Here is a 22,808-nt window from a genome sequence, read left to right as displayed (position 1 = left end):
GGCGGCCGTACATGTTCGACATCGCGTGGAGCACCATCAAGAACCGCAAGGGCGGTTTCATCGCGGCGTTCATCGCCGTCTTCTGCGGATCGGCGGTCGTGACCGCCTGTGGCGTGCTGCTCATGTCCGGGCTGCTGTCCGGGGTTTCGCCGGAACGCTACGCGGGCGCCGCCGTGATGGTCGGCGGCAACCAGACCAAGGCCGTCAAGGAGAACTTCGACCCGCACTTCGCCGAGCGCGTCACGCTGCCCGCCGGCCTGGCCGGCGAGGTGGCCAAGGTCCCCGGGGTCCGCTCGGTGGTCGGCGACCGCACCGTGGAGATGAGCGTCACCGGTCCGCAGGGCGGCACGGTGGCCCTCGACGACCCGCTGTTCGGGCACGGCTGGGCCTCGGCGGCCCTCGGGCCGTTCCCGCTGGCCGAGGGGCACGAGCCGCGTTCCGCCGAGGAGGTCGTCCTGGACTCCGCCGTGGCCCGGCGGGCCGGGGTCAAGGCCGGCGACACCGTGCGGCTGTCGGTGGGCACCACGCCCGCCTCGTACCGGGTGTCCGGCCTCGTCGCGCCGCCCCCCGGCGGCCTGGACCGGCAGTCGGCGGCCTTCTTCACCGACGACCGGGCCGCGCAGCTGTCGCAGCGCCCGGACCGGCTCACGGCGATCGGCGTGCTCGCCGAGCCGGGCACGGACGCGGACGCGCTGGCCGCCCGGATCGGGAAGGCGCTCGCCGGCCGGCCCGAGGCGGTCGCCGTGTACACGGGCAAGCAGGTCGGCGACCTGGAGTTCCTGGACGTGGGGCAGTCGCGCGGCTTCCTGGTGGCGCTCTCCGCCTCCTTCGGCGGTACCGCGCTCGCCGTCGTCATCTTCGTGGTCTCCTCCACCCTCGGCCTGACCGTCCACCAGCGCCGCCGCGAACTGGCCATGCTGCGCGCGATCGCCGCCTCGCCCCGCCAGATCCACTCCCTGATCGGCAGCGAGATCCTGATGGTCGCCGCCGCCGGCGCGCTGCTGGGCGCCGCGCCCGGCTTCCTGATCGCCGGGGCGCTGCGTGACGCGTTCGCCGCGGTCGGGGTGCTGCCGGGTGACTTCGAGCTGTCCTACAACCCGGCGCCGGCGGGCGCGGCCGTGGTGCTGTGCGTACTGGGTGCGCGGCTGGCGGGCTACGTGGCGGCCTTCCGCACCGCACGGATCCAGCCGGTGGAGGCGCTGCGCGAATCGCAGGCGGAGCCCCCTCGGCTGGGCCGGCCGCGGCTGATCGCCGGCCGGGTGCTGATCGTGCTCGGTCTCGCGGCGGCGGTCGTCCTGCCGATGGTCATCCCCGGGCAGCTGGCCATCGCGGGCGCCGCGGGTTCGCTGCTGATCCTCATGTTCGGCTGCGCGCTGATCGGCCCGCAGCTGGTGAAGATCACCACGCGGGTGATGGCTCCGCTGCTGCGCCGCTTCCGGGTCAGCGGCTACCTGGCCGCCGCCAACAGCAGCGCGAACTCGCGCCGGCTCAGCAGCGCCGTCGTCCCGCTCGCACTCGGCGCCGCCCTGGCCCTGATGCAGCTGTCGACCCTCTCGACCGTCGAGGCCACGGCCAAGCAGCAGGCGGCGACGGGAGTCGTCGCGGACTACGTCCTGACCAGCGACGCCACCGGGCTGTCCCAGGACCTGACCGGGACCGTCCGCGCCGTGCCCGGCGTCGCGGCCGCCACCCCGGTGGCCCGCTCGCAGGTGATGCTCACGTACGTGGAGATCGACAAGGAGGCCTCCCGGCCCTTCAGCGCCCAGGGCGTCGACCCGCGCGGGCTCGGCCGTACGCTCGACCTGGACGTGCGCGAGGGCAGCCTGGACGAACTGACCGGGGACACCGTGGCGCTCAGCTGGATGGCCGCGGGCACGGCGGGACTCGGCGTGGGCGACACGGCCGACGTCAGCCTCGGCGACGGGACCGGACAGAAGCTCAAGGTCGTGGCCGTCTACGGCAACGGCCTCGGCTTCGGCGATGTCACGCTCCCCCACGACATGCTGGTGGCGCACACCACCCAAGGCCTCGACTCGGCCCTGCTGGTGACGGCATCGGGCCCCGAGGTCCGCGACCGGGTGGGGACGGCGCTGGCCGAGCTCGCCCAGCGCACCCCCACGCTCAAGGTGCAGGCGGCGGACCGGTTCGCGGCGGTGCAGCAGGGGCAGTTCGCCCAGCAGTCCTGGACCAACCTGATCGCCAACTCGCTGCTCCTGCTCTACGTGCTGATCGCCGTGGTGAACACCCTGGTGATGGCGACCATGGCGCGCAGCCGCGAGTTCGCCATGCTGCGCCTGATCGGCACCAGCCGGCGCCAGACCCGCCGGATGATGTTCATGGAGTCCTGGGTCGTGGTGGTCACGGCGATCGCCGTCGGCGTCTTCATCGCCATCCCGCCCACCGTGGGCAGCAGTCTGGCGATGACCGGCCAGGCCGTTCCGCACCTGGAGCCGGCCGTCTGGCTCGGCATCGCGGGGTTCATCGCGGTGCTGGGCTGGCTGTCCATCGCCCTGTCCACGCGCTCGGCGCTGCGCACCAGGCCGATCGACGCGGTGTACACGGGCGAGTAGCCGCCTCCCGGCGGCCGCGCCCGGCGGCCGCCGCAACCGGCAGCGGCCGGTCCCGGCGCGGCCGGACAACACATCAGGGCGGGTGCCCCGGATCTCTCCGGTGCACCCGCCCTGACGCTGTGGGGGGTTGGGGGTTCCTTGACGGTCAGGCAGCTGCCGGGACCGTCTGCTCCATCGCCTTGATGAGGCTGGCGGGCCGCATGTCGGTCCAGTTCTTCTCCACGTAGTCCAGGCAGGCCTGGCGGCTTTCCTGGCCGAACACGACGGTCCAGCCGTCCGGGACCTCGGCGAACACGGGCCACAGCGAATGCTGGTTCTCGTCGTTCACCAGAACGTAGAAAGTGCCGTTGTCGTCGTCGAACGGATTGTCCATGAGTCTCCCCTTCGGTCGTGCCGATCGTGGCCCGTCCCCACGGCCCGGCGCAACGATTTAAGGCAGGGCCAAAACTGCTGGTCCGTCGGTATCCGGCCGACTAATTTCCGACCCGGAACCAGCCGGTTCCACGGTGCAGAGGAGGGCAGGGCCGTGCCGGTCAGCACAATCAACGGAATCAGCCTCGGCTATGACGTCACCGGCCGCGGGGAACCCGTGGTGATGGTCATGGGGACCGGGGCGAGCGGCCGTGCCTGGCACCTGCACCAGGTGCCGGCACTCGTCGCGGCGGGGTACCAGGTCGTCACCTTCAACAACCGGGGGATCCCGCCGACCGACGCCTGCGCGGACGGATTCACCATCGACGACCTGGTCGCGGACACCGCCGCCCTGGTCGACCACCTGGGTCTGGGTCCGTGCCGCTTCGTCGGCACCTCGCTCGGCGCGCACATCACCCAGGAGCTGTGCCTGGCCCGCCCGGACCTGGTGACCGAGGCGGCGCTGCTCGCGACCCGCGGCCGCAAGGACGCGATGCGGCGGTTCCGCGACCTCGCGGAGCGGGAACTGCACGACAGCGGGATCAGCCTGCCGCCGCGCTACGCCGCGACCGTCCGGGCGATGGAGTTCCTTTCCCCGGCCACGCTGAACGAGGACAAGGAGATACAGGACTGGCTGGACCTGTTCGAGGTGTCCCCGGCGAGCGCGGCACCGGGATACCGGGCGCAGCTCGGAGTCGAAATGGCGGCGGACCGGCTCACCGCCTACCGGGGCATCCGGGCGCGTTGTCTGGTCATCGGTTTCGCCGACGACCTCGTCCTTCCGCCGCATTTGAGCCGGGAAATAGCCGATGTCATTCCGGACTCCCGTTACGTGGAGATCGAGAATGCCGGGCACTACGGCTACATGGAACGCCCGGACCGTGTGAATGCCGAACTCCTGAGTTTCTTCGGGCAGAACTGACTGCGGAGGATCCGTGATTGTCCGAACGACCGGTGAGGCCCGCTCTCTCGGCCTGCGCCACCCTCACGTCTGGCGGCTCACCGCCGGCCGGCCGCTGTTGTCGGCCGAGGGGCTGACGGCTGAGGAGGCGCACTCCCGGTACGCCGCGCACCAACCGATTCCGGACGGATACCGAAAACTTCTGGCCGAATTGGGATACCCGTCGGTGATCCCGGCGGGCGAACGTCTGCGTGAACTCGTGGCCACGCGTAGCTGGAAGTCGCATGGCGCGGTCGTGGACGCCGTGACCGTCGCGACACTGCTGCACGGTGCGGGAATAGGCCTCCACCAGGCCCCACCGTCCGGTGACGGCCGGGACCTGGTCGTCACCCGGGCCGTCGGCGGCGAGCGGATCGTCCCGGCCTTCTCCAGCAAGTCCCGGCCGATTCCCGTCGGCGACCTGATATACGGTCTCGCGCGAGCGGGCGAGACCCTCGACCCCCTCGCCTGGCTGGGAAAACGCGACTGCGACGCGGCCGGCCACCAGCTCGCCCCGGACAGCCGCGAGGCCCTGCTCGTGGTCCTCGGCTGCCCCGGCGAGGACGCCCGGCACAGTGAGGAGATCGGGGCGACGGTCGCCCGGATACTGGCGGAAGCGCGTTTCGAAGTGGCCATGACACCTGTTCCACTCGCACCAGCATCGTGAATCACGCTGCCCGGTTCATGAGAAGTTCACGTCTTCACGGTGATTGCGGCACTGCCTGTAGGGTGCATGCGCCGTGCAGAATTACCAGAGAAACAATCGAGTTCAATCCTTGGGGGAATGAAGCACCATGACGAACACCGTTGCCTCGCACAGCCGATTCGGTGAGCAGTCCGCCGCGGACACGATGCGTTCCGCCGCCCGCGCCCTCGTGATCGAGGACCTCGACGCGTCCGGCGACGGCGGCGCCGCGCTGCTGTCCGTGTGCGTCGTCGCCGTTCCCGCGGGCACCGCCGTCGCGGCGGCTCCCATACGGTTCGAGTAGGAAACGGGACGGGGGGAACGCATGTCCATGGGGGACTCAGACCACAGATCGCCGTCCGCCGGCGAGGACGAGGCGCGGATCGGTTTCAAGAGCCACCTGCGCGCCACGCTCGTCCCCGGGGAAGCCGCCTACCTCGTCTCGCACCGCGGCGTCACGGCCCTGCACGGCCCGCCCGCCGACGTACTGGTCCCGCTCCTGGACGGCAGCCGCACTCCGGCCGCCGTCGTACGGGACGCGGCCCCGTCGCTGACCCCGGCGGAGGTCGACGCCTCCCTGCGCGCCCTCGACGCCTCGGGCCTGCTCCGGCTGCGTGCGCCCGGGGCGTCCGGGGCGTCCGGGGCGTCCGGCGGTCCGCGCCCCGACCCGGCGGCCGAGGCCTACTGGGACCTGGCCGGCCTCGACGGCGGCCAGGTCCCGGACGCACTGGCGCAGCGCACCCTGCGGGTGGTCACCCCGGCCGGCGTGGACGAGGCCGAGGTCCGCGCCGCCTGCCGGGCCTCGGGCCTCGTCCTCGCCGCCCCGGGTGCGGATGGCGACCTCACCCTCGTCCTGTGCGAGGACTACCTCTCCCCGCTGCTGCGGGAGATCGACGCCGAGCACCGCGAGTCCAAGCGGCCCTGGCTGCTCGCCGGTCTCGGCTCCACCGCCTCCTGGATCGGGCCGGTCTTCCAGCCGCACGAGGGCCCGTGCTGGCACTGCCTGGCGACCCGGCTGCGCGGTCACCGGCACTCGGAGGAGCCGCTGCGGCGGGCGCTCGGCCTGGCCGGTCCGCCGCCGCGGCCGCAGGCCACCCTTCACGCGGGCCGTTCACTGACCGTGCAGCTGGCCGTACTGGAGGCCGCCAAGTGGCTGGCCGGCGTACGCAATGACGCACAGCACGCCGTACACGTACTGGACACCCTCGGGTGGCAGAGCGCCGCGCATCCGGTGGCGCGGCTGCCGCAGTGCGCGGCGTGCGGGGATCCCGGCCTGGTGGCCCGGCGGGTCGCCGAGCCCTTCGTACCGCGCTCGCGCCCCAAGGCCGTACTGGACCTGGGCGGGCACCGGGCGCTCACCCCCGCCGAGATGCTGCGGCGGTACGCCCCGCTGGTCGACCCCGTCACCGGGATCGTCCGCGAGATCCGGCGGGCCCCGGGCAGTCCCGGCTTCGTCGAGGCGTTCGTCGCGGGCGAGAACCTCGCCATGCGCAGCCCCACCCTGGCGGGGCTGCGCGCCGGTCTGCGCTCGCTCAGCGGCGGCAAGGGCCTCAGCGAGGAAGAGGCCAGGACCAGCGCCCTCGGCGAAGCGGTGGAACGGTACAGCGCGACCCGGCAGGGCGACGAGCCGGTGGTCCGCGGCAGTTACCGCGCACTGGGGCCCGCCGCGCTGCACCCCAACGCCGTCCAGCTGTACGCCGACCGGCAGTTCGCCGACCGCGAGCGGATCAACGCGCGCGGGGACCGGCTGCAGTACGTACCGCCGCGCTTCGACGAGGACCGGCCCACCGACTGGACACCGGTCTGGTCGCTCACCGAAGGCGTCCAGCGGCTCGTGCCCACCGCCCTGCTGTACTTCAGCGAAGAGCCGTCCCCGGACGGCCTGTTCGCGGACTCCAACGGCAACGCGGCCGGCAGCAGCCCTGAAGACGCCCTGGTGCAAGGCTTCCTGGAGCTGGTCGAGCGGGACGCGGTGGCCCTGTGGTGGTACAACCGCACCCGTCGGCCCGCCGTCGACCTCGACGCCTTCGCCGAGCCGTACATCGGCCGGCTTCGCGATGGCTACCTTTCGGTGGGGCGCGAAGTGTGGGCGCTGGACCTCACCTCGGACTTCGGGATCCCGGTCGTCGCGGCCCTGTCGCGGCGCACGGACAAGCCTGCCGAGGACATCGTCTTCGGCTTCGGCGCGCACTTCGACCCGCGCCTGGCGCTGCGCCGCGCGCTGACCGAAATGGGCCAGTTGCTGCCCCTGGTGGCCGGGGCCACCCCGCAGGGCACCGGCTACCGGGTGACCGATCCCGAACCGCTCGACTGGTGGCTGCGCGCCACCGCCGCCAACCAGCCCCACCTACGGCCGGACGCCGAACGACCGCGCGTGCCCCGGGACTGGGCGTACACCCCGACCGCCGACCTGCTCGACGACGTGGCCCTGATCACCGAGACCGTCCGGTCGCGCGGCATGGAGCTGCTGGTGCTGGACCAGACCCGGCCCGACCTGAAACTGCCGGTGGTCAAGGTGCTGGTGCCGGGGCTGCGGCACTTCTGGCCGCGGTTCGCGCCGGGCCGCCTCTTCGACGTTCCTGTGGCTTCGGGGCACTGCCTCGCCCCGACTCCGTACGAACACCTGAACCCCGTCCCTCTGTTCGTCTAACCCGTATGATCTTTACGAACGCACCGGGGTTCGAAGGACGAGACAGACAAGGCTGCAGACCCAGACGACCATGCCACGCCATGACGAGAACGATCCCTTGCATTCAGCGGCCGAGGCGGGCGGTGGCAACAGCCAGCCGCACGACGTGCCGGACCTGCCCGCACCCCGGCTGGCCCGCATCATCCTCACGGTCGCGCTGATCAGCTACCTGGGCATCACGGTCCTCAACCTGCTGGGCACGAAGCTGCCCACGCCGTCATTGCTGACCTCGCTCGTCTGCCTGGGCCTCATCTTCGTCCTGCAGCTGCGGCATTCGGGAGTCGCCGCACGCCGGGCCCCGGTGTGGCAGCGCAGTGCGACGCTCGGCGCGCAGGCACTGCTGACGTACCTGCCGATCGCCGTCTTCCATTCGCAGTGGGGCGCGATGGCCGGATTCCTGGCCGGGTCGCTGCTGCTCCTGCTGCCGGGCCGATGGGCCTGGCCGGCGTACGGCCTGGTGGGCCTGAGCATGCTGATCCCGCCGACCCTGGACAACCTCTCCATCCAGGAGACCGTCTATCTGTGCCAGTCGACGCTGCTGACCGGCCTGGTGGTCTACGGACTGTCGCGGCTGGCCTCGCTCGTACAGGCCCTGCACGACACCCGCAGCCAGCTCGCGGGCCTGGCCGTCACCAGGGAGCGGCTGCGCTTCGCGCGGGACCTCCACGACCTGCTGGGCTACAGCCTGTCGGCGATCACCCTCAAGGGCGAGCTGATCCACCGGCTCATCCCGTCCCATCCGGGACGCGCCCTGGAGGAGGTCAGCGAAGTCCTCGCCATATCCCGGCAGTCGCTCGCCGACGTCCGCGTGGTCTCCAGCGGTCTGCGCAGCATGTCCCTGGAACAGGAGATGCGCTCGGCCCAGTCCCTGCTGGAGGCCGCGGACGTCGAGGTGCGGGTGGAGATCCGGTTGGACGGGAGCGTCGACCGGCAGGTCGACTCCGTACTGGCCGCCGTCCTGCGCGAGGCGGTCACCAACCTGCTGCGGCATTCCCGCGCCACCACCTGCACCATGACGGCGACCCGGGACGACGACTGGGTGCGGCTGTCCGTTTCCAACGACGGTGTGGACCCCTCCTACCGTGATGTGTCGCCCCACAGCGGCAGCGGCCTGGGCAACCTGCGGGAACGGCTGCTGTCGGCCTCCGGCGTACTCACCGTCACCCGCGGCTCCGGCGACACGTTCGAGCTCGTCGCCCAGGCCCCGGCACGGCCGCTGCGCAGACTCGCCGATCCCGACGACACCGAACTCGGTGTCCGGGACCCCGCCGCCTGAACCGGGAGGACCCTTCCGCATGACGATCCGCATCCTGCTGGCCGAAGACATGAACATGGTGCGCGGCGCCCTGGTGGCCCTGCTCAACCTGGAGGACGACCTGGAGGTCGTCTGCGAGGTGGAGCGCGGCGACCAGATCCTCGACGCCGCCGTCCTGCACGAGCCGGACGTCGCCATCATCGACATCGACCTGCCCGGCATCGACGGGCTGACCGCCGCCGAACGGCTGCGCAAGCGGCTTCCGGAGTGCCGTGCGCTCATCCTCACCAGCCTCGGGCGTCCCGGCGCCCTGCGCCGCGCCCTGGCCGCGCAGGTCTCCGGCTTCCTGCTCAAGGACGCCCCTCCCCGCGAACTCGCCGCCGCCGTCAGGAACGTGGCCGCCGGAAAGCGGGTGATCGACTCCCAGCTCGCCCTCTCCGCGTGGAACAGTACGGAGAGCCCGCTGACCAGCCGCGAGACCGAAGTGCTGCGGCTGGCGGCGGACGGACTGGAGCCGGTCGAGATAGCCAGACACCTCCAGCTCTCCCTCGGCACCGTTCGCAATTACCTGACCACCACGGTGACCAAGCTGCAGGCCCGGAACCGGGTGGACGCCATCAAGATCGCGCGAGACGCCGACTGGCTGCTGTAACCACTGTGGCTGTACCGCGCAATCATCAAGAACGAGTATGGGGGCGGGACTTCAGCGGGCGGTAGCGCCAGACTCATGTTTCCGGCATGAATATTTCACGTACGGAATCTCTTGTTCAGGTAGGCGAGGACCGCCAGGACCCGGCGGTGGCCGCTGTCGCTCGGCGGGAGCCCGAGCTTCAGGAACACGTTCCCGATGTGCTTGCTCACCGCCCGCTCGGTGACCACCAGGTGCGCGGCGATCGTGGCGTTGTCCCGCCCCTCCGCCATCAGCTGCAGGACCTCGCGCTCGCGCGGGGTCAGGGAGTCGATCGGATCGTCCTGGCGCTTCGCGAGGAGTTCCGCCACCACCTCCGGGTCCAGCGCGGTACCGCCCGCGGAGACCCGGTCCAGGGCGTCGAGGAACTCGTCGACCCGGCCGATCCGGTCCTTGAGGAGATAGCCGACGCCGCTCGCGCCGCCGCCCAGCAGTTCGGCCGCGTAGGTCTCCTCCACGTACTGCGACAGCACGAGGACCGGGAGCCCCGGGATATCCGCCCGCGCCGCGAGCGCCGCGCGCAGCCCCTCGTCCCGGAAGCCGGGCGGCATCCGCACGTCCAGCACGGCGACGTCCGGCCGGTGTTCGAGCAGGGCCGGGAGCACCTCGGGGCCGCTGGCCGCGACGGCGACCACCTCGTGGCCCGCGGAGGTGAGCAGCAGGACGAGTCCTTCCCGCAGCAGGGCGTTGTCCTCGGCGATCACCACACGCACGGAAGCTCCACTTCGATCACGGTCGGCCCCCCGACGGGGCTCGACACCTGGACGATGCCGTCGAGGGCCGCGATCCGCCGCCGCATGCCGAGCAGCCCGCTGCCGCCCGTCTCGTCGGCGCCCCCGTGTCCCTCGTCGCGCACCAGGATCTTCAACGCGCGGGGTGCCCGGGACAGTTCCACCCGGGCCCGCCGGGATCCGCTGTGCTTGGCGGCGTTGGTCAGCGCCTCCGCGACCGCGAAGTACGCCGCCGCCTCGACCGCGGCCGGCGGACGCGAGCCGCCCTCCAGGCCCTCCTCGGCCACCTCGACCTCCAGCGCGCTGCCCGCGGCCAGCGCCCGTACGGCGCCGGTGAGGCCGCGGTCGGTGAGGATCGGCGGGTGGATGCCGCGCACGACGTGGCGCAGTTCGGTCAGCGCTTCCTGGACCTGGTCCTGCGCGTCGTCGAGGAGCTTGCGGGCGGCGTCCGGGTTGTTGTCGTACGCCCTCCTGGCCAGCCCCACCCGCATCGACAGCGCCACCAGGCGGGCCTGGGTCCCGTCGTGCAGGTCACGCTCGATGCGCCGCAGTTCGGCGCCGTGCGCGGCGACCGCCCCGGCCCGGGTGGCCGTCAGCTCCTCGACGCGCTCGGCGAGTTCCGCACTGCGCCGGGCGTCCGGGGAGGGTTCCAGCAGGGAGCGGGACCAGGCCGCGTCGAGGGCGGCCAGCCGCCCGATGGCGGGCAGCACCACGGCCCGGTGGCCCAGCACCCCGCACCAGATGCCGTCGACCATCAGGCCGAAGATCCAGACGAGCAGGGCGGCGTAGGCCAGCAGCCAGCCGTAGAGGAAGTGCGCGGCCAGCCACCGCAGGTCCCGGTACGTCCCCGGATCGGCGACCGCCGTCCGTACGCGTACGGAGAGCCCGCCGACGATCGGTACGTACGCCTCCGGGACCGGCTCACCGGTCCAGTTCTCCACCTCGCCGCGCTTGATCCCGGCGATCCTGCGGAGCAGCAGGACCGTTTCGGGCAGGACGCCGGCGCCGATCACCAGCAGGGTGGCGACCGCGGTGAATCCCGCGACGGGCAGGAACAGGAGCGAGGCCAGGGCGAGGCCGGCCGATCGCAGCAGTTGCCTCGTCGCCCGCCATTCGACCCACAGCCTCTCTTTCATGGGCCTCAGATTAGGCGAACGCCCAGGCCGGCGAAGGCGTGCGCACCACCCGGCCCTTGGTGTAGCGGGCTACACCAAGGGTCCGGTAGACCGCCCCCTCGCTCCGCCGCTCCGCGAACGGGCATCGTGGTGTCCACAAGGGGCCGCACCGGCCCCGCCCCCCTCGACGAAAGGAACGGCCATGAAGGCCCTGCTCTGGATCCTCCTCGTGGCGGCCGTCGCCGTGAACGTCTCCACCAGCTTCGCCTTCGACGGCGGCAAGCAGATCGCCATCAGCGTCAGCACGGGCACGGTGGCCCTCGCTTCTGCCCTGACCCTCTTCCTCCTGCGCACCAAGCGCCGGACGAACGCCTGACCGAAGCGGCAGGTCAGGCCGCCCACCCGTGGTTCATGCGGCATCCGCGCGGCTGACCGCCAATGCCGCGCGCACCAGGTCCGCCACGGACCGGTGGGACGCCCGGGACGGAGGATGTGACCGCCGGGCCTGCATCGGGAGCTCCGTGCCTCCTTGGAGTACCTGGAGGAGCAAGCGGTTCTTGTCCACGTCCGGGAGCCGGTGGATCCACTGGCTCAGCTTCTGTTGATGCGCCTGGGAATGAGACTGGGCATCGGGGCTCGCGCTGCCGGCGACCTGCAGCAGCCGGGGGTCCACACAGAGGATCTCCGCGAGCGCGCAGAGCCCGGGTCCCAAGGTGGTCAGCCCGGCCGGAACCGGCGGCTCCTCCTCGGCTTCCAGCTCCTGCACCTCCGACGCACCGTATTGGTCCGGGTTGCCCAGTGAGGCCAGCCACGCGAGGTACAGGGCGCGGCGGCCTCCGGTCGCGAGCTCGGCCCGTACACTCGCCAGCCGGCTGAGCGAGTCTTCGACCGGCGTGTACGCCGCGCCGCCGGCGAAGTCGGTGCGGAGTACGACCAGCGTGTGCTCGTCGACGGACCAGGCCTCCACTCCGTAGCGCCTGGCCAGCGGGACGGAGAGGCACTCCTGCGGCAGCCTGAAGATGACCTCGCGGGTCCCCCACGGGGAGACTGCGAGATGAACGTCGAAGTACCGTTCCATCAGTGCCCGCGGGTCCGTGTGGAACGGCCTGACCACCGAGCTGGCCACGAGAGTCTTCGGACTGTCGCACGACCAGTTGGACAGCATCTGCACGTCAGCCATCTGCAGCTCGTCGAGCGGCGCATCGACGGCCATGAATTCGTATGTATGGGTTTCGATCACGTGTTCACGCCCAGAGTTGGACTGGTGGGGGCTCCATGGCGGCCCGCCGGTTCAGGAACCGGCCACCGCATTGATGAGTTGTTCCTGCTCGGCAAGGGTGTTGTAGTAGTGGACCGACGCTCGGACGACGACCGCTGGCTTGTCGGCGCGGATGTCGAACCGGGCGCGGGACGGCAAGGAGAAGTCGGTGGTCACGCCTTCCTCCCGCAGCCTGGCGACGAGGTCCTCCGGGCTCCAGCCGTCCTTGACGAACGTCACGATGCCGCTCCGGACCGCGCCGCGGTCGCAGACCGCCACCCCCGGCAGGCGGGAGAGACCGAACCGCAGGCTGTCCGACAGCAGCGCGATCCGCTCCCGGACCGCCTCGATGCCGAGGTCGAGGAGGTCGTCCACGGCCGCTCCCAGTCCGAGGAGCCCGGCCACGTTGCGCTCCCAGGTCTCGAAGCGCTTCGCATCCGCCTTCAACTCGAAGGACTCAGGACCGGTCCAGGTGGCCGCCCGCAGATCGAGCAGCGGCGGGTCCAGCTGGTCCACCACTTCCTCGGACACGTACAGGAAGCCGGTGCCGCGGGGTCCCCGCAGATACTTGCGCCCGGTCGCCGAGAGCAGGTGGCAGCCGATGCGCCTGACGTCCACCGGCAGTTGGCCGACCGACTGGCAGGCGTCCAGCAGGTAGAGGGCGCCCGCACGGGCGGCCAGCTCCCCGATTTCGGCCGCCGGGTTCACCAGGCCGTCGTAGGTCGGCGCATGATTGACGGCCACGAGCCGGACCCCGCCCTGCCCGAGCCTTTCGGCCAGGGCGTCGAGACAGACCTGCCCGTTCCCGTCATCGGGGACGGCCTCGACCTCGACCCCGAAGCGCTCGCGTGCCTGGAGGAAGGCGAGGGCGTTGCTCGGATACTCGCTGCGTGACGTGAGGATGCGGTCACCCGGCTTGAACGGGATGGCGTAGAACGCCATGTCCCATGCGCGAGTGGCGTTCTCCACCAGGGCGATCTCGTGCGGCTTCGCGTTGATCAGGCGGGCCACCGAGGTGTACACCGCGTCCAGCCGGCCCGCGGCGATGTCGGCGGCGACGTAGCCGCCGACCCGTTGCTCCAGGAGCAGATGGTCGATGACGGTCCGGGTGACCCGTTCCGCGGGGAGTGCGGAACCCGCGTTGTCGAAGTAGGCGGATTCCGCACAGCCCGGTGTCTGCACGCGCAGCTGCGCGACGTCCATCGTCTATTCGCCCGCCGCGGAGAGCAGGTCCGTGACGATGTCCGCCGCGCGGGTCGCCATGGTGCTGAGCAGAGAGTCCGCGATCCCGTGGGTGGATTCGTTGACGCCCTGCAGGTACAGGCGAGCGCCGTCGGTGGGGCCGCCGTCCCCCTTGGCCGTCCTGACCCGGTAGTTGCGCGTGATCTCGAGCTCCGTCAGGCCCAGCTCGTCCCCGAGGCGCCGGACGCCGGCGGGCATGGACGGCTCGTAGCCGGTGCCCAGGAGGACGCGGTCGCAGCGCAGCTCCGATTCCAGTCCCGTACGGCGGTCGCGCAGGGTCAGTACGACGCAGTCCTCTTCCTCGACGGCCGTGACGACGTCGGTGGCGGTGAGGACGCGCAGTCCTTCCTTCCCGTCCAGCCGGTCGCGGTACATCTGGTGGTAGAGGCTGTCGAGCAGTTCGGGCGTGACGCCCGAGTAGTTGCTGCGCGCCATCTCGGCGAGGACGAGTTCACGTCCCTCCGGGCCCAGCTCGAAGAACTCCTCGGAGGCGGCCGCGGAGTAGAAGCGGCTGGTGAACTTGGAGGACACGTAAGGAGTCAGCCCGATGCCGCGGACCACGAGGACCGGGGAGCAGTTCGGCACGTCCTGCCGGACCGCCTGCACCATTTCGACGGCGCTCTGGGCGCCGCCGATGACGACGACCCGCTGCGGGACGTCCCTGGGCAGCTCCGCGATCCGTACGGAGTATTCGCTGCTGTGGACGACCCGTTCGGCCGGGAGCCCCTGGAAGACCTCCGGTATCCGCGGGTCCCGGCCGCCCGCCACCACGAGATGGCGGGCACTGACCTGTGAACCGTCGGAGAAGAGGACGTCCCAGCGGGAGAGCGCGCCCGATGCGTCGCGTACGGGGTCGATGCGCACCGCTCGGCGGTTGTACTGGACCCGTACCCGTTCCAGGGAGGCGACCACCCACTGCAGGTAGTCCGAGATTTCACTGCGGTACGGGGTGAAGGTCCCCAGGCTCATGAAATCGTCGAGCCGGCCCGTCTCGTGCAGGTAGTTGACGAAGGTGAAGCGCGAGCGGGGGTTGCGCAGCGTGGCGAGGTCCTTGAGGAAGGAGACCTGGCTCTGCGCCCAGGGGATCAGCAGGCCCCGCTGCCACACCGTGCTCTCGCTCTGTTCCACGAGGAGGGTCTCGCCGGCCAGTTCGGGGGCCAGCTCCTCCAGAGCGACCGCCAACGCGAGGTTGGCGGGGCCCGCACCGATGCCGAGTACTGCTACTTCGCTGCCTGCCACGTTCAGCCTTCCTCGGTGTGTACGTCGATCTTGTAGTGCGTGCCGACCGCGGCGATGCGCTGCTGGACCTGTTCCTCGGAGTCGGCCCGCACCAGTACGAGGCCCGCGAAGGTCGCCGAGTGGACCACGCCCGTCTCGCTGTCCCCTGTCGTGGCCCGGACGTCCGCGTAGACGACACCGGGCACCTGGAGCAGGTCCTCGGCGGTGCTGATGTGAGTGATGGTGCCGGGCGGCCGCGGCAGCATGTACTGGATGAGGTGGTCCTCGGGCTCCAGCTGGACGCCCGCGACCGGGTCGTCGAGGGAGGTGGCGAGGAACTCCATCCAGATGTCGACGCCGTACTGGTGCAGGAGCTGTTCGGCGATGCCACCACCGCCCGGGCGGCAAGCCACCTCACCGATCAGGTATCCCCGGGAGCACTTGAGGACCTCCAGGTGCGTCACTCCGTCGCTGAGGCCGAGGGCCTTGACCGCGGCCGCGTGCTGCTCGGCAACGGCGACGGCATCCGGGTGGCCGGCGGGCAGGGTGTACGAGCCGACGAGCTCGCCGACACTCTTGAGGACGGGGCTGAAGTACCGTGAGACGGCGGCGAAGTGGACTTCACCACCCACGACAACGGCGTCGCAGTGGAATTCCGCCTCGATGTCGACGAACTCCTCGGCCACCATGGGGTACGGAGACTCACGGAGTTGGGCAGTGAGCTCCGCAGTGGCCAGGTCCCGGACCTGCGCTTCGTCCCGAAGCACGAAGACGTCCTCGGAACCGCCACCGATGGCGGGCTTGACGACGACCGGCCAGCCGAGCGTCCGCGCCGCCTCAGAGGCATCGGTGAACTGGCTCAACTGCTGGAAGCGGGCCACTGGCAGCCCCGCCGCGGCGAGCCGCTGCTTCATGACGTGCTTGTTGGAGAAGGCGTTGGCGACCTCGTAGCCCGCGCCGGGCAGGCCGAAGTACGAACGGATGTATCCGCCCGCCTGGAGGCTCAGCTCCGAGGGCGAAACCACGTACGCGAACGGATTGCGCCTGCGGATCTCCAGGGCCGCGTGGCGGACCTGGGTGAGGTCCTCGACGCTTTCGACGACCACGACGTCCGCGTCATCCGCGTAGAAGCGCCGATAGCTCGGTGTGGTGATCACCGACAGCTGGATGCCGGCGCGCTCCTGCATCAAGCGGGCGGCGGGCTCCGAACTGGTGTTGATCAGCAAGACGCTCTTCATGCCTCAGCCCTCGTGTCGGTTGCGGAAACCAGGTCGGGTGCGGGCTTCTGCCCCGCCCCGCCTCGTGCGAACGCCCAGACACAGACGGCCAGGAGGGCGGTGATGGTCACCGGGAAGAACACCTGCAGCGACCCGGAGAGGTTCGCGGTGAGACCCAGCAGCAAGGCCGAGACCGGCACTGCGCCGGTGATGAACGTACGGATCACGGCGTTGACCCGGCCGGACAGTTCGTCAGGAATCTCCTGCTGCCGGTAGGCCATGGTCGCCGCGTTGACGCCTCCCTCACCCAGGCACAGGATGCAGAAGCCGACGACCACGGCGAGCGGGGCGCTCACGAGCAGACCCAGCGAACCGACCGCCGCGACGCCCAGCCACAGGGTGACCTGCCGTCGGCGGTTGTCACCGACCAGGGCACGCGGACTGAGCCAGGCACCGAGCGCGGCGGCCACCGCTCCGCACGAGACCGCGACACCGAGCGCGGTGGGGGACCAGTTCCAGTGGTCCCCGCCGACGGTGAGCAGGGTGGGTTCCAGCGCGCCCGCGCCCAAGTTGTACAGCGCGACCGCCATGGTCAGTCTGCGCAGGTCCGGCCTGGCGCGGAAGTACGCGATCCCCTCCTTGAGCATCGTGGAGAGGGACGCGGCGGCCGCTTGGGGCTCGGCCTTGGGCATGAAGACCACGACGAAGGCCGTGAGGAGGAAGGTCACGGCGTCGATCTCGAGCGCCCAAGTGGTTCCCACGGCCGCGATGGTGAAACCGGCCAGGGCCGGACCCACGAAGCGGGCGACCAGGAGAATCGAGGTGAACTGGCTCGACGCCTTGTCCAGCCGGTCCCGTGGGACGAGGGCGGGGATGAGGCCGTAGTCACCGGCGACGTCCGAGATCACGTTGGCCAGGCCGAGGACGAAGAGCGATACGAACACCGCCGCGACCTGGTGATAGGCGAGGAGGAGCGGGATGATCGCGACCGACGCACCCTGGACCAGCTCGCCGCCGGCGAACAGGAATCGACGGTCGTAGCGGTCGATGAACGTGCCGAGGAACGGCGCCGCGAGATACGGCGCGGTCTGGGCGGCAACGCTGAGGACCGCGAGCAGGCTCGAGTCGGTCGACTCCAGGAGAGCCCACGGTATTGCTATGTAGAGAAATGTGTTGCCCACCGTGGAGACCGCGGAGGCTCCCGTAAGCAGCCAGAAGGCTCTCATGAAATGATTCCTCGAGTCTGGAGCCGGATCCGGTCCCGCACTCTGTGGATGCGGGACCGGGCCCGGTTTGACTGGTGATCAGACTGCAGTGACCTGGCCCAGCAGGCGCGCGGCCTCGTCAGCACGCTCGTTGATCGTGGCCGTGAGAGCGTCCACACGGTCCGACATGAAGCCGTCGGCACCGATGAGCGCCGCTTCGGCCGTGCCCAGACCGCTGAACAGGCGTGACGCGAAACGGTGGTTGGCCGTGTGGCGGTGGCCGGAGGCGTCGAGGATCTTGTCGATCGAGACGGCGTGGTCCCGCGGGTGCCAGATGTACCGCTTGAGGCGGAACCGCAGCTCGACCGGACCGAGTTCCCACCAGGCGGACCTGATGCCCAGTTCGTTCTCGGTGATATCCGAGTAGTCCTGGGTGTTCCGCAGGTGAAGGCGCTCGTACAGGGCGAGGAGCTCGTGCAGGCTCTCGTGGCTTCCCAGCGGCTCGCCGTGCTCGGCGACGGTGTCGGTGGCCGGCACGACCTCCGGCGACAGGCCCGCGCGGCCGCGGTCCAGCGCGTGCAGGATCTGCGGCCGGTACGCCCACCACTCGGCCATGATCACGTGCGCGAGGTTCTCGCGGATCGACCGCTCGGAGCGCAGCGGAGTCTTGTCCAGAAGTGAGTCAGGCACTCCGACGAAGAGGGACTGGAACTCGCGGTACGCGAAGCGGTGCTGGCCCAGCAGGCGGTGCGTGTCGTTGAACTCCGGTCCGTGCTTGGCGCGTTCGCGCTCGGCGACGACGGCGAAGTCGCACAGCTCCTGGTAACCCTGGAGCACGACCTCACGGAGGCAGTCGGAATACCACTGCCAGTCTCCCGGACCCGGCTTGCCGATCCAGTCCTTCATGAGGACGCTGTCCGGCAGGGCGGCCACGGTCTGCGCGAAACGCTCCACCGCGGCGGCGAGCGGCGACGTCGTGACCTGCTGCCGCATGTCCCACGAGGTCTCGATCGTGCCGCTCTCGCGGGCGACCTTGCGCCAGCGCTCGGCCTCCTCGACGGTGACCCGGTCGTGGGGGTGACGCGCGATCGCTTCGTCGAAGAGGCGGATCGCCTCCCCGTACTTCTTCTTGCGGAGGGACGCCTTGCCGCGTCCGACCAGCAGCTGCGCCCGGAACGACTCGGGGGTCAGGTGACCGGCGGTGTCGTGGAAGACGGACTGGTAGCCGACGGAGAGTCGGGTACGCCGTGGGGCGCCGTTCCACTCGTGGTAGCGGGTCTGGTCGGGTGCGACCAGCTGCACGGTCGGCGACCAGATGAAGATGTGGTTGTTGATGATCTCGGTGCTGGCGCGGTCCGGGTTGGTCGTGACCACACGTACCGGGAGCGTGTATTCCATGACGTCCCGAGCGATCTCGGGGTCGGAATAGATACTCCGGTCATGGCCGGTACAGCCTGAACACTCCGGCGAATGAAGGTCCAGCAGTACGGGCTTGTCTTCGATCTCAGAGCGCTTCAGAAGAGCCTGAAAATCATGCTGGTCGGCCCACTTGATTGCCAAGGTATGTCCTTCCCTGCGGCTTTCTCCGATACCGGCGGGGAAGGACAGAGCGGCCCTCTCCCCCCACCGCGATCACGAACCTACAGGTCCGGGATCATGAACTGTCAAGCGATATCTTCATGGTTGCTCATGAAAAATGTCCACCACGTGGACACGATCGACGATCATGAAAAGTCGGACATCTCACCGAATAGCAGGCGGTAGGGTTCACTCCACTTGTTTTATGTCTGGAGCATTAACGCATCCAAAGAGCCAGGTCAAGTCTTGATCGACGTCATTACCGTCAGGTAGAGATAGGGTCGATCGCGCCAGGGGCGGCCGCTGCGGTTCATTTGCCATATGTTCACGCTAGCGAAGTCGCTCCCTGTTGAGACTGTCACTGAGCGTCGCAGGACTGACTCCTGGGCTGCCTTGAGCGTTGGGTCTGCATAGCATGAAGATTCAGATCAATTCGGACCATCTTCCGCATTCTTCAATAGATTCACAGAATGCGGTGCGAGCACCCCAGCCGTACGAGTACACATTTCGGCCACTGACCGAACCGGACTGGTCGAGGTTTCCGGGGTGGGCCGGCGTAACTGCCGACGAATGGGCTTCGGCTCAATGGCAGCGGTCCAACTGCATAAAGAACATCCGCCAGCTTGAGGCTGTTTTCGGCCACCGACTCGACCGGTCATTCGTGGCCGACCTGACACGGGACCAGAGCGACCGGGCTACCATGTCCATGCTGATCACACCTCAGATGGTGAACACCATGGTGGCGGACCTGGCCCCGGGCGACCCGGGCTACACCGACCGGCTGTACGCGGATCCGGTGCGCCGCTACATGCTGCCGGTCTACAGCGACCGGCACACCGAGTGGCCCTCGCACCCGTTCGCGAGCCGCGACTCACTGCACGAGGCCGAGATGTGGGCCGTCGAAGGACTGACCCACCGTTACCCGACCAAGGTCCTGGCCGAGTTGGTCTCCACCTGCCCCCAGTACTGCGGGCACTGCACCCGCATGGACCTGGTCGGCAACTCGACCCCCCAGATCACCAAGCTCCGCCTGGAGCTCAAGCCGAACGACCGGCTCGAGCGGATGCTGGAATTCCTGAGGGCCAGCCAGAGCATCCGCGACGTCGTGGTGTCCGGCGGGGACGTGGCCAACGTGCCGTGGCCCCGGCTGGAGGCCTTCCTCTACGCGCTACTGGACATCCCGAGCATCCGCGACATCAGGCTCGCGACCAAGGGACTTGTCGGACTCCCACAGCACTGGCTGCAGAAGGACCTCCTCGACGGACTGGCGTCGGTGTGCGCGAAGGCCCGCCAGCGCGGCGTCCAGATCTCGGTGCACACGCACGCCAACTCGGCGCAGTCCGTCACTCCGGCCGTGGCCCGCGCCACCACCGCACTGTTCGAGGCGGGCGTCCGCGACGTGCGCAACCAGGGCGTCCTCATGCGCGGAGTCAACGACTCCGTCGAAGCCCTCCTCGACCTGAGCTTCGCCCTGCTCGACGGAGCGGGCATCATGCCCTACTACTTCTACCTCTGCGACATGATCCCGAACAGCGAGCACTGGCGGGTGGCCGTGTGGGAGGCGCAGGCGCTGCAGCGCGGAATGATGGGCTACCTGCCCGGTTTCGCCACCCCGCGCATCGTCTGCGACGTCCCGTTCGTCGGGAAGCGCTGGATCGACCAAGTGGACTCGTACGACCGCGAACGCGGGATCTCGTACTGGACGAAGAACTACCGGACTCCTCTTGAGCTCAGTGACCCCTCGGCCGCCCAACAGGCCTACCCGTTCTATGATCCGATCCCGACCCTCCCCCAGAGCGGCCAGGACTGGTGGAGGAAGAACGATGCTTCCGTCACGTCCGGAAGCGAGGCGCAGACATCCGAGGACACAGCATGAAGATGATCGATGAGCATGGACTCTCCGTTGCCCTGATCGAAGCCACGGATCTGACCGCGGAGCCCTGGCTGTCGTCGGACCAGCACATCGACGTGGTCAGGATGCTCAAGCCGCCGGCCGACGTCTGGGACGACCTCACCGCCCGCGGGTTCATACGCAAGCCGGAGATGCTGACCTGGCTCGCCCGGCTCGAACCCGACGAGGACCAGTTCCTCGCACGCCTGGACAACAAGTCGCGCCAGGACATACGGCGAGCTCAGCGCAGGGCCGCCGGGTCGTTGCGGGAGGTCGTGCAAGACCAGGTCGACGCGGAGGCACTGGACCGGTTCCTCACGCTCTATGAAGAGCGGGTGGCCGGCATGCAGTTCGGCGTCCCGTACGCCCGGCGGCACCGGGAAGCCGTGCTGCACGGACCCCAGAAGTACTTCGCGCACTTCGCCTTCGACGGTGACGAGATGGTGGGCGGCTGCCTGGTGCTGGAGTGCCCGGAAGAGGATGCGATCCGCATCCGCTTCTCGGCTGTGAGCGAGTCCTGGCGGAAGTCGAGCTTGGCCCGCACCCTCTACTTCGCAGCCATGCAGACCGCGCGGCGCAAGGGGTACACGTGGGCAACACTCGGGGACGAGCCGAATCTGTACGGCCACCTGACCCAGGCGGGGCTCTTCTCGTTCAAGGTCAACATGGGTTTCACAGCGGTCCCCTCACAGGATTTCGCCGACCCGACCGGCTGCGACGAAGCGGATCTCGTACTGAGCCTCACAGCCTTGAACGACCCCTGCCTGATCCTCGGCTATGCACATCCTTCGGAAGGCGCGGACAGGGCGCTCGACGGAATTCTGATAACCGAGTCCGACATCGACGCCAATAAATTCTCCGCGCCGTTCCTCGCCACAATGGAAACGCGTTCCCCAGGGGCTCCCCGGGGAACGCGACACTGACGTTACGATGCGTTCGGATTCCCGGATTCGACCGGGAATCCGTCACGCTTCCAGTATTCGAATCCGCCGATCATTTCCTTGACCCGGAAACCCAGGACGGCGAGCTTCGCAGCACCCTTGGTGCCCGCGTTGCAGTCGGGCCCGAAGCCGTAGGTGACGTAGGTGACGTCGCGGTCCAAGCCCACGACGTGCTCCGACGACAGGTCGCGGTGCGGCAGGTTGAGAGCACCGGGTATGTGGGCTTCCCGGTAGGACTCCGCGCTGCGCGTATCGATGACGGCCACTCCCGGAATCTTGTGGGAGATGTCGTGTTCGACGTCCGACGGGTCGCATTCGGCGGCGAGCTTCGCCAGGAAATACGTAGCCGACAGCTCTGCCGTGGTGGGCACCCCGGCTATCTTGCTCTCGGCTTTGAGGAACTCGAAGAGCTCGTGACTCTCGGACACTGTTACTCCTTGACGAATCATTTCAGTTCGGTCCGTCACAGGCTATGAGCATGATCAGTATTTTCGCAAGCAGCTGCAGAAAATGGATGCGGCTGAACCGAGAAGGAGTTAGTGAACACCCGGAGACGGGCCGCGATGTGACAAGCGCCGGGCTCATACGCGAGGCTTGACGCCATGCGGATCAGAGCAGGTTCACGGGGCGACATGGAGCAGATCGCGGCTCTTCACGCCGACAGCTGGCGCACGGCTTATGCGGGAATCATGCCGCACAGCTTCCTGAGCCGCTCTTTGCTCGGGGACAAACTGGCGCTCTGGCAAGGGCGGTTGACCGAGCCGGACCCGGCCGCGGGGCTGTTCGTGGCCGTGGAAGAGCGCGAGATCGCCGGGTTCGTGTACATCACCCCTTGCTCCGACGGCCGGCTCCTCCTGGACAACCTGCATGCCCGGCCGGACCGTACGGGTTCCGGAATCGGCGGCCGGCTGCTGCGGCACGCTCTCGCATGGGCCGTCGCGGAGCATCCCGGGCGGGACGTCTACCTTGAGGTGCTGCGTGCCAACACCCGTGCCATCGCCTTCTACGTGCGTCACGGTGCCGTTCGTACGGATGAACGCGTCTGCCGGTTCGAGCAGGGCTTTGCCCTGCCCGAAGTCGAGTACACCTGGGCGGCGGAATCGCTGGTGCCTTCGGGCCCGTCGTTCACACCGATCGAGCAGGGCCCCGACCTCGACGCGTGAGACGACGTCGA

The 22,808-nt window shown here is 69.4% G+C and carries 21 protein-coding genes; 11 read left to right on the top strand and 10 right to left on the bottom strand.

Translation table 11 applies throughout. The features are described from left to right. The first annotated feature begins 11 nt into the window (after positions 1-11). Complete coding sequence (locus tag OG429_RS28695) at positions 12-2,570, top strand: FtsX-like permease family protein (RefSeq protein WP_328928128.1); 2,559 nt, start codon at positions 12-14, stop codon at positions 2,568-2,570. Positions 2,571-2,715: 145 nt separating this feature from the next. Here the strand turns inward: OG429_RS28695 and OG429_RS28690 are convergent, their stop codons facing one another. Next, entirely contained in the window at positions 2,716-2,943 is a 228-nt protein-coding gene (locus tag OG429_RS28690; protein ID WP_328928127.1) for an MbtH family protein, read from the bottom strand. Between the two features lie 153 nt (positions 2,944-3,096). On the opposite strand from OG429_RS28690, the gene OG429_RS28685 reads away from it, so the two are divergent. From OG429_RS28685 to OG429_RS28660, 6 genes are all read left to right on the top strand, one after another. After that, complete coding sequence (locus OG429_RS28685; protein ID WP_328928126.1) at positions 3,097-3,903, top strand: alpha/beta fold hydrolase; 807 nt, start codon at positions 3,097-3,099, stop codon at positions 3,901-3,903. Positions 3,904-3,916: 13 nt separating this feature from the next. Further along, positions 3,917-4,588: a hypothetical protein gene (locus OG429_RS28680; protein WP_328928125.1), complete on the top strand. Its 672-nt coding sequence runs from the start codon at positions 3,917-3,919 to the stop codon at positions 4,586-4,588. A 127-nt stretch (positions 4,589-4,715) separates the two neighbouring features. Then, the gene (locus tag OG429_RS28675; RefSeq protein ID WP_328928124.1) at positions 4,716-4,910 is read left to right on the top strand and encodes a hypothetical protein; all 195 of its coding nucleotides are present in this window, start codon (positions 4,716-4,718) and stop codon (positions 4,908-4,910) included. A 27-nt stretch (positions 4,911-4,937) separates the two neighbouring features. After that, entirely contained in the window at positions 4,938-7,256 is a 2,319-nt protein-coding gene (locus OG429_RS28670; protein WP_328928123.1) for a TOMM precursor leader peptide-binding protein, read from the top strand. A 70-nt stretch (positions 7,257-7,326) separates the two neighbouring features. After that, complete coding sequence (locus OG429_RS28665) at positions 7,327-8,571, top strand: sensor histidine kinase (RefSeq protein ID WP_328928122.1); 1,245 nt, start codon at positions 7,327-7,329, stop codon at positions 8,569-8,571. Between the two features lie 19 nt (positions 8,572-8,590). After that, positions 8,591-9,202, top strand: coding sequence for a response regulator transcription factor (locus OG429_RS28660; RefSeq protein WP_328928121.1), 612 nt, complete (start codon positions 8,591-8,593; stop codon positions 9,200-9,202). A gap of 95 nt (positions 9,203-9,297) precedes the next feature. Here OG429_RS28660 and OG429_RS28655 read toward each other — a convergent pair whose 3' ends face one another. Next, positions 9,298-9,951, bottom strand: a complete 654-nt coding sequence (locus OG429_RS28655) for a response regulator transcription factor (protein ID WP_328928120.1) — start codon at positions 9,949-9,951, stop codon at positions 9,298-9,300. Further along, the gene (locus tag OG429_RS28650; protein WP_328928119.1) at positions 9,939-11,105 is read right to left on the bottom strand and encodes a sensor histidine kinase; all 1,167 of its coding nucleotides are present in this window, start codon (positions 11,103-11,105) and stop codon (positions 9,939-9,941) included. The genes OG429_RS28655 and OG429_RS28650 overlap by 13 nt, the downstream gene beginning before the upstream one ends. A gap of 181 nt (positions 11,106-11,286) precedes the next feature. Here OG429_RS28650 and OG429_RS28645 point away from each other — a divergent pair, with 181 nt between their 5' ends. After that, complete coding sequence (locus tag OG429_RS28645; protein WP_328928118.1) at positions 11,287-11,460, top strand: hypothetical protein; 174 nt, start codon at positions 11,287-11,289, stop codon at positions 11,458-11,460. A 33-nt stretch (positions 11,461-11,493) separates the two neighbouring features. Here OG429_RS28645 and OG429_RS28640 read toward each other — a convergent pair whose 3' ends face one another. The 6 genes from OG429_RS28640 to OG429_RS28615 all read right to left on the bottom strand — a co-directional run bounded on the left by OG429_RS28640 (position 11,494) and on the right by OG429_RS28615 (position 18,622). Further along, positions 11,494-12,297: a hypothetical protein gene (locus OG429_RS28640; protein ID WP_328928117.1), complete on the bottom strand. Its 804-nt coding sequence runs from the start codon at positions 12,295-12,297 to the stop codon at positions 11,494-11,496. 78 nt (positions 12,298-12,375) lie between these two features. Then, the gene (locus tag OG429_RS28635; RefSeq protein ID WP_328928116.1) at positions 12,376-13,545 is read right to left on the bottom strand and encodes an aminotransferase class V-fold PLP-dependent enzyme; all 1,170 of its coding nucleotides are present in this window, start codon (positions 13,543-13,545) and stop codon (positions 12,376-12,378) included. A 3-nt stretch (positions 13,546-13,548) separates the two neighbouring features. Further along, entirely contained in the window at positions 13,549-14,823 is a 1,275-nt protein-coding gene (locus OG429_RS28630) for a SidA/IucD/PvdA family monooxygenase (RefSeq protein WP_328928115.1), read from the bottom strand. Between the two features lie 2 nt (positions 14,824-14,825). Next, complete coding sequence (locus OG429_RS28625; protein ID WP_328928114.1) at positions 14,826-16,040, bottom strand: ATP-grasp domain-containing protein; 1,215 nt, start codon at positions 16,038-16,040, stop codon at positions 14,826-14,828. Further along, complete coding sequence (locus tag OG429_RS28620) at positions 16,037-17,245, bottom strand: MFS transporter (RefSeq protein WP_328928113.1); 1,209 nt, start codon at positions 17,243-17,245, stop codon at positions 16,037-16,039. The genes OG429_RS28625 and OG429_RS28620 overlap by 4 nt, the downstream gene beginning before the upstream one ends. Positions 17,246-17,323: 78 nt before the next feature. Continuing rightward, a complete protein-coding gene (locus OG429_RS28615) occupies positions 17,324-18,622 on the bottom strand; it encodes a DinB family protein (protein ID WP_328928112.1) in 1,299 nt (432 codons plus the stop codon). Between the two features lie 886 nt (positions 18,623-19,508). Here OG429_RS28615 and OG429_RS28610 point away from each other — a divergent pair. Together OG429_RS28610 and OG429_RS28605 are read left to right on the top strand one after the other, a co-directional pair. Beyond that, on the top strand, positions 19,509-20,678 hold the full coding sequence (locus OG429_RS28610) for a KamA family radical SAM protein (protein WP_328928111.1): 1,170 nt from the start codon (positions 19,509-19,511) through the stop codon (positions 20,676-20,678). Further along, the gene (locus OG429_RS28605; RefSeq protein WP_328928110.1) at positions 20,675-21,616 is read left to right on the top strand and encodes a GNAT family N-acetyltransferase; all 942 of its coding nucleotides are present in this window, start codon (positions 20,675-20,677) and stop codon (positions 21,614-21,616) included. The genes OG429_RS28610 and OG429_RS28605 overlap by 4 nt, the downstream gene beginning before the upstream one ends. A 2-nt stretch (positions 21,617-21,618) precedes the next feature. Here the strand turns inward: OG429_RS28605 and OG429_RS28600 are convergent, their stop codons facing one another. Beyond that, positions 21,619-22,062: a rhodanese-like domain-containing protein gene (locus OG429_RS28600; protein WP_328928109.1), complete on the bottom strand. Its 444-nt coding sequence runs from the start codon at positions 22,060-22,062 to the stop codon at positions 21,619-21,621. Positions 22,063-22,266: 204 nt separating this feature from the next. Between OG429_RS28600 and OG429_RS28595 the strand changes: the two genes are divergently transcribed. Beyond that, positions 22,267-22,797, top strand: a complete 531-nt coding sequence (locus tag OG429_RS28595; protein ID WP_328928108.1) for a GNAT family N-acetyltransferase — start codon at positions 22,267-22,269, stop codon at positions 22,795-22,797. Positions 22,798-22,808 lie beyond the last annotated feature (11 nt).

The sequence above is a fragment of the Streptomyces sp. NBC_00190 genome (genome assembly GCF_036203305.1).
Taxonomy (GTDB): Bacteria; Actinomycetota; Actinomycetes; order Streptomycetales; family Streptomycetaceae; genus Streptomyces.
This window is presented reverse-complemented; position numbering and strand designations above follow the sequence as displayed.

Bases quoted from the DNA above. Each gene is read 5' to 3' on its own strand.
- OG429_RS28695 (WP_328928128.1), top strand. From the start codon at position 12: ATGTTCGACATCGCGTGGAGCACCATCAAGAACCGCAAGGGCGGTTTC.
- OG429_RS28690 (WP_328928127.1), bottom strand. From the start codon at position 2,943: ATGGACAATCCGTTCGACGACGACAACGGCACTTTCTACGTTCTGGTG.
- OG429_RS28675 (WP_328928124.1), top strand. From the start codon at position 4,716: ATGACGAACACCGTTGCCTCGCACAGCCGATTCGGTGAGCAGTCCGCC.
- OG429_RS28670 (WP_328928123.1), top strand. From the start codon at position 4,938: ATGGGGGACTCAGACCACAGATCGCCGTCCGCCGGCGAGGACGAGGCG.
- OG429_RS28665 (WP_328928122.1), top strand. From the start codon at position 7,327: ATGCCACGCCATGACGAGAACGATCCCTTGCATTCAGCGGCCGAGGCG.
- OG429_RS28660 (WP_328928121.1), top strand. From the start codon at position 8,591: ATGACGATCCGCATCCTGCTGGCCGAAGACATGAACATGGTGCGCGGC.
- OG429_RS28650 (WP_328928119.1), bottom strand. From the start codon at position 11,105: ATGAAAGAGAGGCTGTGGGTCGAATGGCGGGCGACGAGGCAACTGCTG.
- OG429_RS28645 (WP_328928118.1), top strand. From the start codon at position 11,287: ATGAAGGCCCTGCTCTGGATCCTCCTCGTGGCGGCCGTCGCCGTGAAC.
- OG429_RS28640 (WP_328928117.1), bottom strand. From the start codon at position 12,297: ATGGCCGTCGATGCGCCGCTCGACGAGCTGCAGATGGCTGACGTGCAG.
- OG429_RS28635 (WP_328928116.1), bottom strand. From the start codon at position 13,545: ATGGACGTCGCGCAGCTGCGCGTGCAGACACCGGGCTGTGCGGAATCC.
- OG429_RS28625 (WP_328928114.1), bottom strand. From the start codon at position 16,040: ATGAAGAGCGTCTTGCTGATCAACACCAGTTCGGAGCCCGCCGCCCGC.
- OG429_RS28620 (WP_328928113.1), bottom strand. From the start codon at position 17,245: ATGAGAGCCTTCTGGCTGCTTACGGGAGCCTCCGCGGTCTCCACGGTG.
- OG429_RS28615 (WP_328928112.1), bottom strand. From the start codon at position 18,622: ATGGAATACACGCTCCCGGTACGTGTGGTCACGACCAACCCGGACCGC.
- OG429_RS28610 (WP_328928111.1), top strand. From the start codon at position 19,509: ATGCTGATCACACCTCAGATGGTGAACACCATGGTGGCGGACCTGGCC.
- OG429_RS28605 (WP_328928110.1), top strand. From the start codon at position 20,675: ATGAAGATGATCGATGAGCATGGACTCTCCGTTGCCCTGATCGAAGCC.
- OG429_RS28595 (WP_328928108.1), top strand. From the start codon at position 22,267: ATGGAGCAGATCGCGGCTCTTCACGCCGACAGCTGGCGCACGGCTTAT.